16 protein-coding genes are annotated in these 15346 nt (G+C 70.0%); 7 read left to right on the top strand and 9 right to left on the bottom strand.

The window, feature by feature from the left end:
• Positions 1-67 precede the first annotated feature (67 nt).
• Positions 68-595 (top strand): SixA phosphatase family protein, encoded by a 528-nt coding sequence (locus tag D9C15_RS22860; protein WP_164886816.1) that lies wholly within the window; start codon positions 68-70, stop codon positions 593-595.
• A gap of 59 nt (positions 596-654) precedes the next feature.
• Here D9C15_RS22860 and D9C15_RS22865 read toward each other — a convergent pair whose 3' ends face one another.
• Positions 655-1023 (bottom strand): DUF1428 domain-containing protein, encoded by a 369-nt coding sequence (locus D9C15_RS22865; RefSeq protein WP_128000779.1) that lies wholly within the window; start codon positions 1021-1023, stop codon positions 655-657.
• Positions 1024-1406: 383 nt separating this feature from the next.
• Between D9C15_RS22865 and D9C15_RS22870 the strand changes: the two genes are divergently transcribed.
• From D9C15_RS22870 to D9C15_RS22885, 4 genes are all read left to right on the top strand, one after another.
• A complete protein-coding gene (locus tag D9C15_RS22870) occupies positions 1407-2726 on the top strand; it encodes a sensor histidine kinase (RefSeq protein WP_128000780.1) in 1320 nt (439 codons plus the stop codon).
• Positions 2716-4098, top strand: coding sequence for a sigma-54-dependent transcriptional regulator (locus D9C15_RS22875; protein WP_128000781.1), 1383 nt, complete (start codon positions 2716-2718; stop codon positions 4096-4098). The genes D9C15_RS22870 and D9C15_RS22875 overlap by 11 nt, the downstream gene beginning before the upstream one ends.
• A 210-nt stretch (positions 4099-4308) precedes the next feature.
• Positions 4309-4593, top strand: a complete 285-nt coding sequence (locus tag D9C15_RS22880; protein WP_128000782.1) for a hypothetical protein — start codon at positions 4309-4311, stop codon at positions 4591-4593.
• Between the two features lie 71 nt (positions 4594-4664).
• Positions 4665-5159 carry a methyltransferase family protein gene (locus D9C15_RS22885; protein WP_128000783.1) on the top strand — a complete coding sequence of 165 codons (495 nt, stop codon included), beginning with the start codon at positions 4665-4667 and terminating at the stop codon, positions 5157-5159.
• Positions 5160-5494: 335 nt separating this feature from the next.
• Here the strand turns inward: D9C15_RS22885 and D9C15_RS22890 are convergent, their stop codons facing one another.
• The 5 genes from D9C15_RS22890 to D9C15_RS22910 form a co-directional block, all read right to left on the bottom strand.
• A complete protein-coding gene (locus D9C15_RS22890) occupies positions 5495-6400 on the bottom strand; it encodes a universal stress protein (RefSeq protein WP_128000784.1) in 906 nt (301 codons plus the stop codon).
• A gap of 200 nt (positions 6401-6600) precedes the next feature.
• Positions 6601-7104 (bottom strand): TerB family tellurite resistance protein, encoded by a 504-nt coding sequence (locus tag D9C15_RS22895; protein ID WP_128000785.1) that lies wholly within the window; start codon positions 7102-7104, stop codon positions 6601-6603.
• Positions 7105-7442: 338 nt separating this feature from the next.
• Complete coding sequence (locus tag D9C15_RS22900; protein WP_240668529.1) at positions 7443-7907, bottom strand: universal stress protein; 465 nt, start codon at positions 7905-7907, stop codon at positions 7443-7445.
• A 7-nt stretch (positions 7908-7914) separates the two neighbouring features.
• Positions 7915-8595 (bottom strand): Bax inhibitor-1/YccA family protein, encoded by a 681-nt coding sequence (locus tag D9C15_RS22905; protein ID WP_128000786.1) that lies wholly within the window; start codon positions 8593-8595, stop codon positions 7915-7917.
• Positions 8592-8984 carry an HPF/RaiA family ribosome-associated protein gene (locus D9C15_RS22910; RefSeq protein ID WP_164886819.1) on the bottom strand — a complete coding sequence of 131 codons (393 nt, stop codon included), beginning with the start codon at positions 8982-8984 and terminating at the stop codon, positions 8592-8594. The genes D9C15_RS22905 and D9C15_RS22910 overlap by 4 nt, the downstream gene beginning before the upstream one ends.
• 145 nt (positions 8985-9129) lie before the next feature.
• Here D9C15_RS22910 and nhaR point away from each other — a divergent pair, with 145 nt between their 5' ends.
• Positions 9130-10056 (top strand): transcriptional activator NhaR, encoded by a 927-nt coding sequence (gene nhaR / locus D9C15_RS22915; protein ID WP_128000788.1) that lies wholly within the window; start codon positions 9130-9132, stop codon positions 10054-10056.
• 187 nt (positions 10057-10243) lie between these two features.
• Here nhaR and D9C15_RS22920 read toward each other — a convergent pair whose 3' ends face one another.
• From D9C15_RS22920 to D9C15_RS22930, 3 genes are all read right to left on the bottom strand, one after another.
• Positions 10244-11230 carry a TerC family protein gene (locus D9C15_RS22920; protein WP_240668531.1) on the bottom strand — a complete coding sequence of 329 codons (987 nt, stop codon included), beginning with the start codon at positions 11228-11230 and terminating at the stop codon, positions 10244-10246.
• Positions 11231-11963: 733 nt separating this feature from the next.
• The gene (locus D9C15_RS22925) at positions 11964-12308 is read right to left on the bottom strand and encodes a hypothetical protein (RefSeq protein ID WP_128000790.1); all 345 of its coding nucleotides are present in this window, start codon (positions 12306-12308) and stop codon (positions 11964-11966) included.
• An 87-nt stretch (positions 12309-12395) separates the two neighbouring features.
• Positions 12396-13937 (bottom strand): choice-of-anchor I family protein, encoded by a 1542-nt coding sequence (locus D9C15_RS22930; RefSeq protein ID WP_205854879.1) that lies wholly within the window; start codon positions 13935-13937, stop codon positions 12396-12398.
• Positions 13938-14081: 144 nt separating this feature from the next.
• Between D9C15_RS22930 and lplT the strand changes: the two genes are divergently transcribed.
• Complete coding sequence (lplT, locus tag D9C15_RS22935; RefSeq protein WP_128000791.1) at positions 14082-15332, top strand: lysophospholipid transporter LplT; 1251 nt, start codon at positions 14082-14084, stop codon at positions 15330-15332.
• Positions 15333-15346 lie beyond the last annotated feature (14 nt).

Consider the following 15346-nt stretch of genomic DNA (forward strand, 5'->3'; position numbering starts at 1 on the left):
CGCGCCTGCCACCGCGCCGTCACGCCGACACCGAACACTGCGCCGGTCGCCACTCGCCGCCGGACCCGTGACCACAACGACCAAGACGCTGCTGCTGGCCCGTCATGTGCAAGCCGCCTGGCAGGACGCCGGCGCCAGCGAACGTCACCGGCCGCCGGACCGGCGCGGCGAGCAGGAGCTGGCCCGGCTGCACCGCTGGTGCGCCGAGCGCCTGGTGCTGCCGCGCCGGATCGTCAGCAGCCCGGCCACGCAGGCCCTCGAGACGGCCCGGGCGATGGCGCACGGCTTCGGCCTGCCGGGCGGCGCGGTCGTCGTCGACGAACGGCTCTACCACGGCTCGGCCCACGGGCTGACGACGCTGCTCGAGGGCCTGGACGATGCGTGGGACTGTGTCGTGCTGGTCGGCCACCACCCGGAGCTGGCGGACCTGTGCCGGCACTTCTGGCCCGGGATCGGCTACCTCGCCACCGGCACGCTGGCCGAGTTGCGCTTCGAGGCCGGAGGGTGGCGCGGCCTGCTCGATCGGCGCCCGAGCCTGGGCCTGCTGCACGCGCCGGCCGCCGGCGTGCGGGCGGGCGAGCGCAGCGCGGCGTAGGAATGAGCACCCGGGGCCGTGGCCCTGAACGCGGTTCGGCCACGGCGCAGCGCCGCCGCTCAGGCCTTCACTTCGACCACCTGCTCGAAGCCGCCGAAGATCATGCGCTTGCCGTCGAAGGGCATGGGAGGATTGCCGGGCGTGGACGGGTCCATGCGGGGGTCCTCGATCATCTTCTTCATGGCGGCGTCGCGCGTGGCCTTGTCCGGCCACTCGACCCACGAGAAGGCCACCGTCTCTTCGGCGGTCGCCTGCACCGCGCGGCGAAAGTCGGTGACCTTGCCGTCGGGGACATCGTCGCCCCAGCTCTCGATCACACGGATCGCGCCCAGTTCGATGAACAACGCATCGAAGTGCTGCGCGTGCTCGATGAACTTCTGCTTGTTGGCCGTGGGAACCGCGATCACAAATCCGTCGATGTAGGACATGCCTGGACTCCTGTGGGGTGGACCGGTCGCCGCGCCCGTCCGAGGACGCGTCGTACCTGCTCGACGAGCCAACGCTAGCCGATTCGACACGATCGACCGATCGCGCGGGCGGGCGCGCCTGGGGATGCGACGCCGGCTTGGCCCGAGACCGCCACTCGGGGACACCCGCTCACGGCCCACAGCGCGGGGCCTCGAAACCGCTGGGCGAGCCGACCATCCGGCTCGCTCACCGCACCTCGAACGTCGGCGGTCGGGCGCAGGCTCGAAACCACGCAGTCGGCCAGGAGCGGGCACTGGCGACCGGCCGCGCGATGTACGTACCGAAGTCCAGGCTCCAGGCCTGGATTGTCACGCGAGCCAGCGCCTTGTATGGTTGACCCACCATGGCGTCGCCTACGCTGCCCGCCGGCACCGCATCGCTCGAGCAAGCGCTGCAAGCGTGCCGTCGGGAACTCGCCGAGGCGCTGGAGCGGCAGACCGCGACGGCGGAGATCCTGCGCGTCATCTCCTGTTCGCCGACCGATGCTCAGCCGGTGTTCGTCACCATCGCGGCGGCGGCGCTGCGCTTGTGCAATGCGCGCTCGGCGAACGTGGTGCGCTATGACGGAAAGCTGCTGCACATCGCCGCGCTCGCGAATGCCGATGCGCTCGGTGCCGATGCGATCCGCGAGGTGTATCCGCGCCTCGTCGACCGCGGCACCTCGCTCGGGCGGGCCATCCTGGACACCGATGTTGCGGAGGTGGCCGACGTGCTGGCCGATCCGCACTACCGCGTCGCGGACGCGGCGGTGCGGTCCGGGTTTCGCAGCGTCGTCTCGGTCCCCTTGCTGCGCGAGGGGCTGCCGATCGGTGCCATCGCGGTGGGTCGCGCCGAGCCGGGGCCGTTTCCGGCCTCCCAGATTGCCTTGCTGCGCACCTTTGCCGACCAGGCCGTGATCGCCATCGAGAACGCCCGTCTGTTCACCGCGCTGCAGGAGAAGACGCGCGAGTTGGAGATTGCGAGCCGCCACAAGACCGCGTTCCTGGCCAACATGTCGCACGAACTGCGCACGCCGCTCAACGCTGTCCTCGGCTTCACGCGGATCGTGTTGCGCGAGACGCGCGCGCAGATCGCGCCGAAGCAGACCGAGAACCTGGAGAAGATCCAGGCCAGCACGCGCCACCTGGTCGGCCTGATCAACGCGACCCTGGACTTGACACGCATCGAGGCCGGGCGCGTCGAGATCGTCGCGAGCGAGCTTGAGCTGGGGGCGCTGGTCGACGAATGCCTGCGCAGCGTCGAGCCTCTGGCCGCCGATGGCGTCTCCCTGCACGCTCGTCTTCCCCCCGGCCTGCCACCGCTGCGGGTCGATGTCGAGAAGCTGCACCAGATCCTCCTGAACCTGCTGGGCAATGCAGTCAAGTTCACCGAGCAGGGCACGATCGAGCTGCGGGCAGCCGTCCGCGACGGGAACATCGCGATCGACGTCGAGGACAGCGGCATCGGCATCCCACCCGACAAGCTGGAAGCGGTGTTCGAGGAGTTCGAGCAGGTCGATGCCAGCCATGCGCGCGCGCACGGCGGCACGGGTCTGGGTCTGGCGATCGCGCGCCGGCTGGCGCGGGCCATGGGCGGCGACCTGGTGGCGGTGTCGGCGCTGGGCGTCGGATCAACCTTCACGCTGAGCCTGCCGCTGCGCTGGAGCGAACCCGGTGAAGCCTGAGGCCGCCCGCGTGCTGATCGTCGACGACCAGCCGCTCAATATCGACCTTCTGGAACAGGAGCTCGCAGCTGCAGGCTACCGCACCATCGCCGCGCGCAGCGGCGAGCAGGCGATCGCGCTGGCCCGGCGTGAGGCCCCCGAGCTGATCCTGCTCGACGTGATGATGCCCGGCGTGGACGGCTACGAGACCTGCGCACGCCTGAAGGCCGATGAGACCACGCGGGCAACTCCGGTGATCTTCCTGACCGCGCTGAAGGAAACCTTCGAGAAGGTGCGCGCCTTCGAGCTCGGCGCCGTGGACTATGTGACCAAGCCCTTCGAGGCTGAGGAGCTGCTCGCGCGCGTGGGGGTGCATGTGGCGTTGCGACGTGAGATCGAGGCGCATCGGCGCTCCAGGGCGACGATCCGCGCTCTGGTCGATCAGGCGCATGGCGACGCCGAGGGCGAGCTGCTCGGCCGGTCGGCGGCGCTCGCGCATGTGCGCGAGCAGATCGCGCAGGTCGCAGGCACCGACAGCACGGTGCTCATTACCGGCGAGACCGGGACCGGCAAGGAGCTGGTGGCGCGCGCCGTGCACGCGCAGAGCGGCCGGCGCAACCGGCCGCTGGTCAAGCTCAATTGCGCCGCGCTGCCGCGCGAGCTGGTCGAGAGCGAGCTGTTCGGCCACGAGAAGGGCGCCTTCACCGGCGCGCTCGCGCAGCGGCGCGGGCGCTTCGAGCTGGCCGACGGCGGCACGCTGCTGCTCGACGAGGTCGGCGAATTGCCGCTGGAAGCCCAGGCCAAACTGCTGCGCGTGCTGCAGGAGCGCGAGTTCGAGCGTGTCGGCGGCACGCGTAGCCTGCGCGTGGACGTCCGGTTGGTGGCGGCGACCAACCGCGACCTGAAGGCCGAGGTCGATGCCGGGCGCTTTCGTGCCGACCTCTATTACCGGCTCAACGTCTTCCCGATCGCCTTGCCACCTCTGCGCGAGCGGCGCGAGGATACCGCCGCACTGCTGGACCATGCGGTGCGGCGCCTGGCGCGCCGCCTCGGGCGCGAGGTGACGGGCATCGCACCGTCGTTCCTCGCGGCGGCGGCGGTCTACGACTGGCCCGGCAATGTGCGCGAACTCGAGAATGTTGTCGAACGCGCGTTGATCGTCTCGCAGGGCGGCCTGCTCGATGCACCGCTGCCGGCGGCACGACCGGCGCCCTTGAGGGCGCCGCCGGACGGCGACGCGCTCGAGAGCATTGAACGCGCCCATCTGCTGCGCGTGCTGGAGGGCAAGCACTGGGTCATCGAGGGCCCGGACGGTGCGGCACGCGCGCTGGGCCTGAACCCCAGCACGCTGCGAGGTCGGCTGCGCAAGCTCGGCATCGGCAAGCCGCGTTGAGCCGTCGCCGGTGGCGGCCGGCCCGTCGCATGCGGTGGGTCCGCGCGGCCAAGATCGCCCGCCGGCAGTTCCAAGTGCTTGATCCATCTTGGTCTTGGTGCCAGGCAGCGGCTGGCATGGCTGATGCGCTCCTGCGGGAGCGGTGTTCCTTTGAACAGCGGCTCTACCAAGAGGAGCGTGACCATGGCAAGGAGTGCAAGGCGATGGATGGTGGCCTGGGCCGTCGCGTCGGCTGCGACGCAAGCCGGCGCTCAGGGCGCAGGCACAAGCCTGCAGGAACTCGAGCGGGAGTTCTGGCGCTGTGACCATGCGGCCGCGCGGAGCTTGCTCGACGCCGGCACGGCGGCGCAGTGCAGCATCGCCTACGAAGCGCTCAACAAGCGCCGCTTCGGCGGCGACTTCGGGGCGATGTTGGCCTGGTGGCGGGCGAACAAGGATGCGGAGCACCTCGCGCTGTCGGCCGAGGCGGAGCGCAAGGCGAGCCTCACGCCGTGAGCAGCTGATGGCTGCATCACGCGACGCCAGCCCCCACCCGGTCCGCAGGACTCGTTGAGTATTCTCCCATCGTGCAGCACGCCGCCGCGATCATCGGTTCCGCGATCTTCCTGGTCATTGCTCCGGGCACGCTCGCCGTGGTCGTCCCTTGGTACCTCACGCACTGGCACTTCGCGCCGCCGCTATTCCCGATCGCGCGCGTGCTCGGCGCCGCCCTGATCGTCGCCGGGTTGCCCATCTTGCTGGATTCGTTCGCCCGCTTCGCGTTGCAGGGCCTGGGCACACCGGCGCCCGTGATGCCTCCCCAGCGCCTCGTCGTCACCGGGTTCTACCGCTACGTCCGCAATCCGATGTACGTCGCAGTCACGGCGTTGATCGCCGGCCAGGGCCTCCTGTTCGGGAGCGTCACGGTGCTGGAGTACGGTGCAATCCTGTGGGTCGGATTCTTCGCATTCGTGGTCGCCTACGAAGAGCCGACGCTGGACGAGCAGTTCCGCGACGAGTACAGGCGCTACCGGGCGAACGTGAGGCGATGGTTGCCGCGCATCACCCCGTGGCGCGGGTAGGTGGCAAGAACGCTGCGTGCGCGTCGTCCCCGCAGCGCCGTGGCTTGGCTTCGCGTTGGCAGCATGGCTGCTCCGTCGGCGGCCGGTGCGGTGAGCAGCCCCTTGTCAGCAGTGTCCGGTTCAATTGATGCCAGCAAGCCGCAAAGCCAATGCTGACGCGGGTTTCGGAAGACTCAGGGGTGGCCGTCGCGAAGGCTGTGCTCCCGCTCGGTGTCACCTCGATGACGGTGCCGGCGCTGATGTCGCATTCAGCGGGGCTAGGCCAGCCTCTCTGGGCCGAAGCGGCGTTTCGGCCACCCCAGTTGCGTTGGGCCGGATGGCGGCGGCTGCCGCCACTACTTCTCGCGTACCAGCAGCAGCGCCGTCCGGCAACGCGACGCCACACGGGTTGCGACCGAGCCCATGATGGAGTGCCGGGAAGCACCGAAGCCGAGCGACCCCATCGCCAGCAGGTCCAGCCTGCTCTTCGTGGCCTGTGAGGCGATCGCATCGCCAGGCACCTGCCCGACCAGCCGCACTTCCGTGGCCGCGATGCCCGCTCGGGCCAGCAGATCCTGAGCCGGCTTGAACACGTTCTCGAATGCGGCCTTCTGCATGGCCTCGGCCTGCTCCGGCTTGAGGCCGGTCTGCACCTCCCGTTCGATCCAGCCCGGCACGCTGATCTTCGCCAGGTCGGGAACGACGTGAATCAGGCTCACCGAGGGCGATGCGCCGAACAGGTCGCGATGTCCGGCCACGAAGCGCGCGACGGCAAGGCCGTAGGGGCTGCCGTCCAGCGCAATGCCGACCTTCAGCGAATCCCGCCTGGGGATGGGGGCTCCGCGCAGGATGAGCAGCGGCTTGGTGCACGCGACGGCCACGGTGCTCGCCACCGAGCCGAGCAGCAGCTTCTTCAATCCCGTGTCGCCGTGCGAGCCCATCACGATCAGGTCGGCCCGGTCGTTGGCGACGATCGACCCCAGATCATGTGCCACGGTGCCGACGACGTACCGTGCCGTGGCGTTCGCGCCCGCTCGCTTGAGCGCCGCCGCCGCGGACTTCAATGCCTTCGCCGCTTCAGCCTCGTGGTAGCACTGCACGATCTCCTTGCCTGCAGCGCGTGAAACCCGCGGCGAGACCGGATATTGGACGTTGATCAGTTCGACCTCGGTTGGATTCTTCAGCAGTGTGGCGCGCGACGCGACGAAGGAGACCGCGGCCTTGCTGAATTCGCTGGCATCGACGGGCATCAGGATGCGCACAAGGAACTCCTCAGGTGATCGGAAGGTGTGGAACGGTCAGGACTTCTCGAGTCGCAGCACCTCGACGTCGGCCACGAACAGGACCATCGAGCGATGGTCCTCGCAGCGCGTCGCACAGGGCAGCCTCGCACTCTCGGCGTCACGCTTCGCCGGCGGTTGGAGTGCTCGGCGTCATCGGCCGGTTCTCGGCTGAGGTGATCTCAGCGAAGGCGCAGCCTGTGCCCGGCATCGGCTGCGACGCCACGCGGGCGCACCTGGAAGTCCGCGCCATACAGCATGGGTTCGAGCAGCGCCTGGTCGTCGGGGTGCAAGCCCCAGCGCTCTATCGCGGCCAGCAGCACGAAGGACTCGCCGTCGTCGATCTGCCGGTCGGCGTGCACGACGGCCGAGCACAAGCGCAGCACGAGGCGCCGCGTGGTGTCGTCGTCGACCTCGTCCAGCATCCGGTCCAGCAGTCCGCTGGGGATGCAGCCCTCGTTGCCGCAGCGGGCCGGCCCCAGCAGGTCGGCGCACAGGTCATGGATCACGCCATGCCACTGCGGCCGGGTGAGACCGAGCCGTTCGGGGGCCTGGAGTGCCTCGAGCGCCGCAGTCTCGACCGCCTTGATGCGGCCATTGGCGATCAGCGCCAGCGCGACGATCCGTGCTGCAGCCTCGGCACTGTTGCGGGGATAGGGGCGGAGCTGCGGGGAAGGAGTGTCCATGTGGGTGCGCATGTCAGAGGGGGACCGAGGGGGCGGCCATCAGCCAGAGGGAGGTCGTCAGCAACAGCACTGCCATGGCGAAGTGACGCGGGTCGAGACGCGGACTTGTGCTCGCTCGGGTTCTCAAGGGCGGGCTCCTGCGAAGTGGTGGCGGAAGACGAGGTCGAGAATCGACGGCCGGAGGCGCGGGACGCGGGGCGCGGTGGGCACCCGCGGGGCGTCGAACGGCCACCCGCTTGCGGAGCCGGCGGTCACCGTACGGGGTGACGCCGCGCCATGTGAGCAGCGCGGCAGTTCGATGGGCGCCGCCGGTGTCGACGGAGTGCTGCGAGTGGTGCTCACGAGCCACCCACCACCAGCAATGCCATGCCGGCACCGACGCCAGCCGGAATGCCGAACTTCTCCCATGCGCCGGCCGTGGCGCCGCAGATCAGCTCGACCGGCACCGAGCTGCGCTCGAGCAACGGACCGCTGAGCGAGTTCTCGAGCGCGCGTGCGAAAGCGCTCTTGCGCGCCGTGCCGATGACACTGCGGGCGCAGTGGAGGCGGCGTGCCGCGTCGGCGATGCAGCGGGCCTGGTCCCTCACTTCCGTGTGAACGTGGTGAGGCACGCCGGCGGCCTCGAGCAACTGCCGCGCCTCGGCGAGCGCTTCGTCGGCGCGCTCACGGTGGAAGTCGGCGCGCAGCTCCCGGTTGATGTGCCGTGCCACGACCGCGTGCCGAACCGCAAACAACGCGTTGGAAGATCCGTCGCAGGGCAGGAGAAGCGTGACCATGGGGAGGTCTCCCGGCAAGGTGGACAAGGGCTCGTCAGTCACTGGTGCTGCCGAAGCCGAACAGCGCCAGCAGACTCACGAACAGGTTGTAGATCGAGACATACAGGCTCACGGTGGCCATCACGTAGTTGGTCTCGCCGCCGTGCACGATGCGGCTGGTCTCGAACAGGATCAGGCCGCCCATCAGCAGCACGAAGGCCGCGGACACGGTGAGCGATAGCGCCGTCACGTCGAAGAACAGTGCGCCCAGACCGGCCAGGAAGGCCACGACGATGCCGGCCAGCAGGAACCCGCCCATGAAGCTGAAGTCCTTGCGGGTGACCAGCGCGTAGGCCGACAGCGCGACGAAGATCGCCGCCGTGCCGCCCATGGCCATCATCACCACCTGGTGGCCGTTGGGCAGCGCCAGGTGCTGGCCGAGGATCGGGCCCAGGGTGTAGCCCATGAAGCCGGTCAGGCCGAACACCGACAACACGCCCCAGCCGCTGTCGCGCAGCTTGCTGGTCAGGAACAGCAGGCCGAAGAAGCCGGCCAGCGTCAGCAGCAGGCCAGGGTGCGGCAGCGCGAAGGCTGCACTGGCTGCGGCGGTCGCGGCGCTGAAGAGCAGCGTCAGCGACAGCAGTCCGTAGGTATTGCGCAGCACCCGATGGGTGCTGATCAGGCTCGGCGTGACCTGGTGCTCGGCGGCCGGTCTCTGGAGGGTCTCGATACTCATGCCAAGTCTCCTTGGGCACGGTCGGATGGCTGGGGTTCCCGGCGGTTGCGCACCGGGCGCGCGCCATGGCGCGCGACGTCGCGCACCGGATGCGTGCGATTGAGGTGTTTGACGACCACCCGGCCGACGCGATCGGCGGCTCGGTCGATCACGGCGTACAGCTCGGCGCCGACATCCGTGACCACGGCGACGGGCGCGTCGAGCAGGTGGACCTGGATGCGGCAGTACTTGTCGACACCGCCGCGCGGCCCATTCTCGTCGCCCACACGGATCGCGACCCGCTGGATGCGGTTACCGTGGCGTGTCAGCACGAAGCCCAGCCGGCGCCGCAGGTGCTCGGCCAACGCCGGCGTCACCGTGAATCCCTGACCGTGGATGTCGACAATCACCTTGCACCTCCGCTTCGCCGTCAGTGGCGACACGCAAGAATCTAAGGCCGGGTACTGTCCGTGAAAATCAGATTGTTCGGCTGACATCATCCGAAAAAAACGGACAATCGTGCCTGCCAGGCCAGACTCCACGACGGCCACACCCATGAACTACAAGCACCTCCACTACTTCCTGCAGGTCGCCAAGCTCGGTGGCGTGCTGCGTGCCAGCGAACGTCTGCACCTGTCGCCGCAGACGATCAGCGGCCAGATCCAGTCGCTCGAGGAGGCGCTTGGAACGCCGCTGTTCGCCAAGAGCGGGCGCGGCCTGGTGCTGACCGAGGCCGGCCGCATGGTGCTCGGCTACGCCGAGGACATCTTCTCGACCGGTGCCGAGCTCGAGGAGGCTGTGCGCGACTACCCACGCAAGGGCAAGCTGCTCGAGTTCCGCGTCGGCGTGGCCGATGCCGTGCCGAAGACGATCGCCTGCCGGCTGATCGAGCCGGCCTCGCAGCTGCCAGAGCCGGTTCGCATCGTCTGCCGCGAATGGAAACTGGACACGCTGCTCGGCGAGTTGGCCCTGCACCGGCTCGACCTCGTGATCGCCGATGCGCCCATCCCCTCCGGCGTCAGCGTGCGTGCCTTCAACCACAGGCTGGGCAGTTGCGGTGTCAGCTTCTTCGCGGCACCGTCGCTGTTCGATTCGTGCAACAAGCGCTTCCCGGCCTGCCTCGACGGTGCGCCGCTGCTGATGCCGGCCGACGACTCGGCGGTCGGCCAGCGCCTGCGCGCGTGGCTGCAGGCGCGGTCGCTGCACCCCCGGGTGGTCGGTGAGTGCGACGACAGCGCCCTGGCCAAGGAGTTCGGGCGGCGAGGAATGGGCATCTTCGTCGGTCCAACCGTACTCGAGCGGGACATCGAGAAGCAGTACGGCGTGCGCGCGCTCGGCGCGACACCCGATGTCGTGGAAGAGTTCTTCGCGATCTCGGTCGAGCGCCGCATCACGCACCCGTGCGTGACGGCGATCACCGAGGCGGCGCGCAACGAACTGTTCGCACCTCCTGCACGGCGGCGCGCCAGGCGTGTTGCCTGAACGCGGCGAGCGTCAGCGCGCCGTGTCGAGCAGGATCGCCTGCGTCACCAGTCAGTGATCACCGCGGCGGCGAGCGCTGAGTGCGTCGCTTGGACAGGGGCGGCGACCTCCTCCGATGCAGCGCACGCTTGCTGAAACGCACAGCGCGCCACGCATCAGGCGCGCCGGCCGGGTCTCTTGGGACCCTCTATGCCTGCTCGTCCTGCTTCTTCACGCCAAACGGATAGGCACCGCCAGGGGCCCCCTTGGGCGGGATCTTGAGAGACAGGATCATCGTCACGGCCAGCGTGACCGCGGTGAAGCCGAGCGACAACACCACAGGAATCTTGTAGACGTCGATCAGCAGCATCTTTGCGCCGATGAACACCAGGACGATGGCCAGACCGTAGCTGAGCAGGTGAAAGCGCTCGTGCATGTTGGCCAGCAGGAAGTACATCGCGCGCAGGCCCAGAATGGCGAACACGTTGGAGGTGAGCACGATGAAGGGGTCGGTCGTGATCGCGAAGATGGCCGGGATGGAGTCGACAGCGAACACGATGTCGACGATGCCAATGAGCAGGATCACCACCAGCAGCGGCGTGGCCATCTTGACGCCGCCAACGACGGTGAAGAACTTCTCGCCGTCGTAGTCCGGTGCGATCTTGAATCGCCCGCGGATCCATTTCAATGCCGGGTTGTTGTCCAGGTCGGGCTCCTGGCCGGCGGCCCACCACATCTTGACGCCGGTGAACAGAAGGAAGAGGCCGAACACATAGAGGATCCAGTGGAACTTCGCGATCAGCCACGCGCCCACCACGATCATTGCTGCACGCAGCACGAGCGCAGCCAGGATGCCGATCATCAGCACGCGCTTCTGGAACTCGGCCGGCACCGCGAAGTACGTGAACAACATCAGGAACACGAAGATGTTGTCGACAGCAAGTGCCTTTTCGATCAGGTAGCCGGTCAGGAACTCCAGCGACTTGGCATTGGCCAGCGAGCGTGCGGCCTCGTCGGTTCCAGCGCCACCGAGGTGCCACCACAGCCACCCCATGAAGACGAACGACACGCCGACCCAGACGAGCGACCAGATGGCAGCCTCGCGGGTGCTGACGCGGTGCGCGCCCTGCTTGCTCATCGCAAGGAAGTCGACCAGCAGCGCAACGAGCACGAACGCGGCGAACAGGGACCACATGAGTGGAGAGCCGGTGGATTGCATGACTGCCTCTTGAGTGACTCGCAGAGCCGGTCCATTTCTGGATGACGATGTAGCGATCGTGCGGCCCAGACCCCAGCGTCAGACGCTGGCACTGGACAGAACCGCCTGGCCAGGCCAACCCTCGTTCATCATTGCCTCGTGCAGTCGCGCGCAGGCCGCGACAGATGCCGCGTTCGCGACCGGATAGGAAAGCGGCGGCGGGCGACGGCATCGGCACCAGGCTGTCCTGGCCAGGAAGGGAATGTGCTCAGCATCTCGTCATTCGCGCATGAGCGTGCGCAACTCTCGCGCTTGACCGAGAAGACGAAGGCGACCACGGGTGCCCGCGCGGACTGTCGGCCCTGCCGCATTGGGCCGCCGGCACGAACGGCGGCCAAGGTCGAAAGCGCCAACCCTGCCAGGATGGGAGCGATCGCCGAGCCGACGAGTCGCCTCGGCGAGGCGACGAACGTCTCCTTCGCAACGCGCTGCGGGCACGGGCGATGGAACTCGCTGCAGGGCCGCTGCTGCCGTCCGCCGGCGTTCATGCGGCTGTTGCAGATGAGTGCCGTCGGTGTGGCGCCGCCGGCCACCTCGGGTCACATCGAGATCATCGGTGGCCGTGACCGCCCTGGCCTCTGCCCGCTCGCTCGCGAGGTCCGTGCCGAATCTGACGGCCCGTCAGCGACGGCCATGTGGCATGGCCGAACGCGGCGCCGCCTCAGGTGGCTCAGGCGTAGCTGCGCGGCAGCGCGTCCCAGCGGCCGCGCGCGACGGCTACCGGGTCATGGGCGCCCAGCCAGGGCCAGAGCGCCTGCGCGGTGCGGCGCACCTGCTCGGCACGGCCCGCCGGCGGGCGGCCGTCGAGCAGCGCGCCGGCGAAGCGGTCCACCCACAGCAGCTCGCGCTGCGCGCCGGGTGGCGGGCCGGCCCCGTCGTCGTCGGCGCCGCGTCGCGCCCGGTCGAGCCGGTCCATCAGCCGGGGCAGCTCGTTCCAGCGCCGCGCCTGCGCCAGCACCTCGCGCAGCTCGGCACGCAGTTCCTGATAGCGGCGGGGGGCAGCGAAGGCATCCATGCAGGGCTCCGAGTCGACGCGGGGGCGGGGCGATCGATCCTCGGCGCCCGTCATGACAGCTTGACGACAGGCGCGCCGTCGGCCGGGTCACTCCGTGCGATCACCCTCGTCCGCGTCGTCGTCCGCGTCGTCGTCCTCGTCGTCGCAGTGCAGCGCCAGGCGGAACAGCGAGGTGGTGTCGCTCACCTCGTTGGCCACCGCCACGTACACGTGACGGCCGGCGCGGAAGGCGGTCAGGCCCTCCGGCGAGACGTCGCCCTCGCCGACGATGGTGCCGAGGGGGCGCACGTCGCGCGGGTCGGTCACGTCCCAGACCACGACCACCGACTTCAGCGTGCGCTCCAGCCCGACGAAGGCGAGCGTGCGCCCGCCCACGCGCAGCAGGGCGACGCCTTCGGGCTCGACGCCCTTGTTGTCGCTGCGGCCGTCGTCGTACAGGCCGAGCCGGATCGCCTCGCGGTCGAGCGCGCTGCCGCTGTCGAACACCAGTTCGCCGTCGGTGGTGCGGATCGAGAACGAACGCGCGCCGAAGGCCACCAGCGGGCCGCCGCGCGCCGAATCGACGTTCGAGAAGGTCAGCCGGCCCAGCTCGCTGCCGTCGGGAACGTACTCGATGGCGGCGTTGCCGGCCGCACCGCGCCGCTCGTCCTCGCCGTCGCCGCTGCCGTTGTCGCGCGCGTCGCCCTCGTTGGCCATCAGCAGGTAGCTGCGGCCGCGGTGCGTGTAGGCGGCGATGGCGTCGGGCTGGTAGAGGCCGAAGGCGCTCACGCTGCGCAGGCGGATCTCGCCGTCCTGGTCGTTCGGGTCGATCTCGTTGCCGGGCCGCGAGAAGTCCTTCAGCCCGAGCGGCAGGATCTTCTCGAAGCGCTGGCGGCGCAGGTCCAGCACCGCGATGCCGTTGGCCTCCTGCAGGGTCACGTAGGCGCGCTGGCCGTTCGGGTCGACGGCGATGTACTCGGGCTCGGGTCCGTAGGGGCTGTAGGCGGCCGGCTGGGTCGGCAGCGTGCCGGCGGCCGGGAACAGGCGCAGCCTGTCGTAGCCGGGGAGGGAGGGCTCGATGGCCAGGGTCGTCACGCGCCGGCTGTGCACGTCGACGATGCTCACGCTGCCGGTCGGATCGTCCGTGCCCTGGCCGGCCGGCGCGGGCCGCGGGTTCGGCGTCGCCTCGTTGGCCACCAGCAGCCGGCGGCCGTCCGGCGTGAAGGCCAGCATGTCAGGCAGCGCGCCCACCGGTACCGGCGCGCCGAGCTGCCGGCGGCTGCGCGTGTCGTAGAACACCACCACGCCGGGCAGGGTGCGGTCGAGCGTGTTCTCGATCGCGACGGCGGCCAGGCCGCGGTGGATCGCGACGCTGTTCACCGCGCCGAGATGCGCCAGCGCGATGTGCGCGAGCGGGCTGCCGCTGGCGCGGTCGAGCACATCGATGCCGAGCACGCCGGCCACCCAGAGCGTGTCGGTGCGCTTGTCGTAGGCCACGATCTCGGCCTTCTGGCCCGGGTTCGCGGCCTGATGCGCGTATTGCCAGACCCGCTCGGCGCCCAGCGCGTCGGCACGGGCGAAGGGCGCGGCCAGCAGGGCGGCGGTGAAGGCGAGGGCGCGCAGCGGCGCGGGGCGGTGGAGCACGGGCATCGGGAGGCGGCGCGTGGCCGGTGGTGACGGTGCAAGGCGCAAGGCTCGCTGGCGACGATGACAGACGCGTGACGACTCCATGACGCTGCTGCGCCGCCGGGACGAGTCACGCCCGCGTCATGCGCTGTGCCTAGCCTGCGCGCCATGCCGACTGACGAGACGCCGGCGGCGCTGGTGTCGGCCGCGCTGCCAGCCCTGCCGGCGCCCCGGCGGTGCGGCCTCGGCGCGCTGCTGGGGGCGCAGTTCTTCTCCGCGCTGGCCGACAACGCGCTGCTCATCGTCACCATCGCCTGGCTCGAGCGCGGCGGCCATCCGCCCTGGTGGGCGCCGCTGCTGAAGGTCGGATTCACGCTCGCCTACGTGCTGCTCGCGCCGCTGGTCGGGCCGCTCGCCGATGCCTTCCCGAAAGGCCGGCTGATGGCCTGGATGAACGCGTTGAAGATCGGCGGTGCGGCGCTGCTCCTGGCCGGCGTGCACCCGATGCTCGCGTTCGCGGTGGTCGGCCTGGGCGCGGCGGCCTACGCGCCGGCCAAGTACGGCCTCGTCACCGAACTCGTCGCGCCGCACGCGCTGGTGGCGGCCAACGGCTGGCTCGAGGTGTCGGTGGTGTGCGCGGTGCTGCTGGGCACCGCGGCCGGCGGCGTGCTGGTGGGCGGGCCCTGGCTGGCCTGGGCCGGCTCGCTCGAGGCCTCGGTCGGCGTGGTGCTCGGCGCCTACGCGCTGGCCGCGCTGCTGAACCTCGGCGTGCCCGACAGCGGCGCGCGCTACCCGGCGGCCGACGTGCACCCGCTCGCGCTGTGGCGCGACTTCCTGGCCGCCAATGCAACGCTCTGGCGCGACCGCGACGGCGGCCTCTCGCTGGCCGTGACCACGCTGTTCTGGGGCGTCGGTGCGACGCTCCAGTTCGTCGTGCTGCGCTGGTCGACCGAGGCGCTCGGCCTCACGCTGGACAAGGCGGCCTACCTGCAGGCCGCCACGGCGCTGGGCGTGATCGGCGGCGCGGCGGCGGCGGGGCGCTTCGTCGCGCTCGCGCGGGCGCGCCGCATGCTCGCCTGCGGCGTGCTGCTCGGGCTGATGATGCCGGTGGTGGCCGGCGTGCACGACGTGGCGCTCGCCGCCGCGCTGCTGGCCGCCACCGGCGCGGTCGGCGGCCTGCTGGTGGTGCCGCTGAACGCCCTGCTGCAGCACCGCGGCTGCGTGCTGCTCTCCGCCGGCCGCTCGATCGCGGTGCAGGGCTTCAACGAGAACGCCAGCGTGCTGGCGATGCTCGCGGCCTACGCCGCGCTGCTCGCACTGCAGGTGCCCATCGTCACGCTGATGTGGGGGCTGGGCCTCGCGGTGGCCGCCGGCATGCTCGTGCTGATGCGGCGCGCGGGCCGGCCATTCGATGGGTGAGATCGGTCGTCGCC

Origin of the sequence: Piscinibacter defluvii, from assembly GCF_004011805.1 — a bacterium.
Classification (GTDB): domain Bacteria; phylum Pseudomonadota; class Gammaproteobacteria; order Burkholderiales; family Burkholderiaceae_C; genus Piscinibacter; species Piscinibacter defluvii.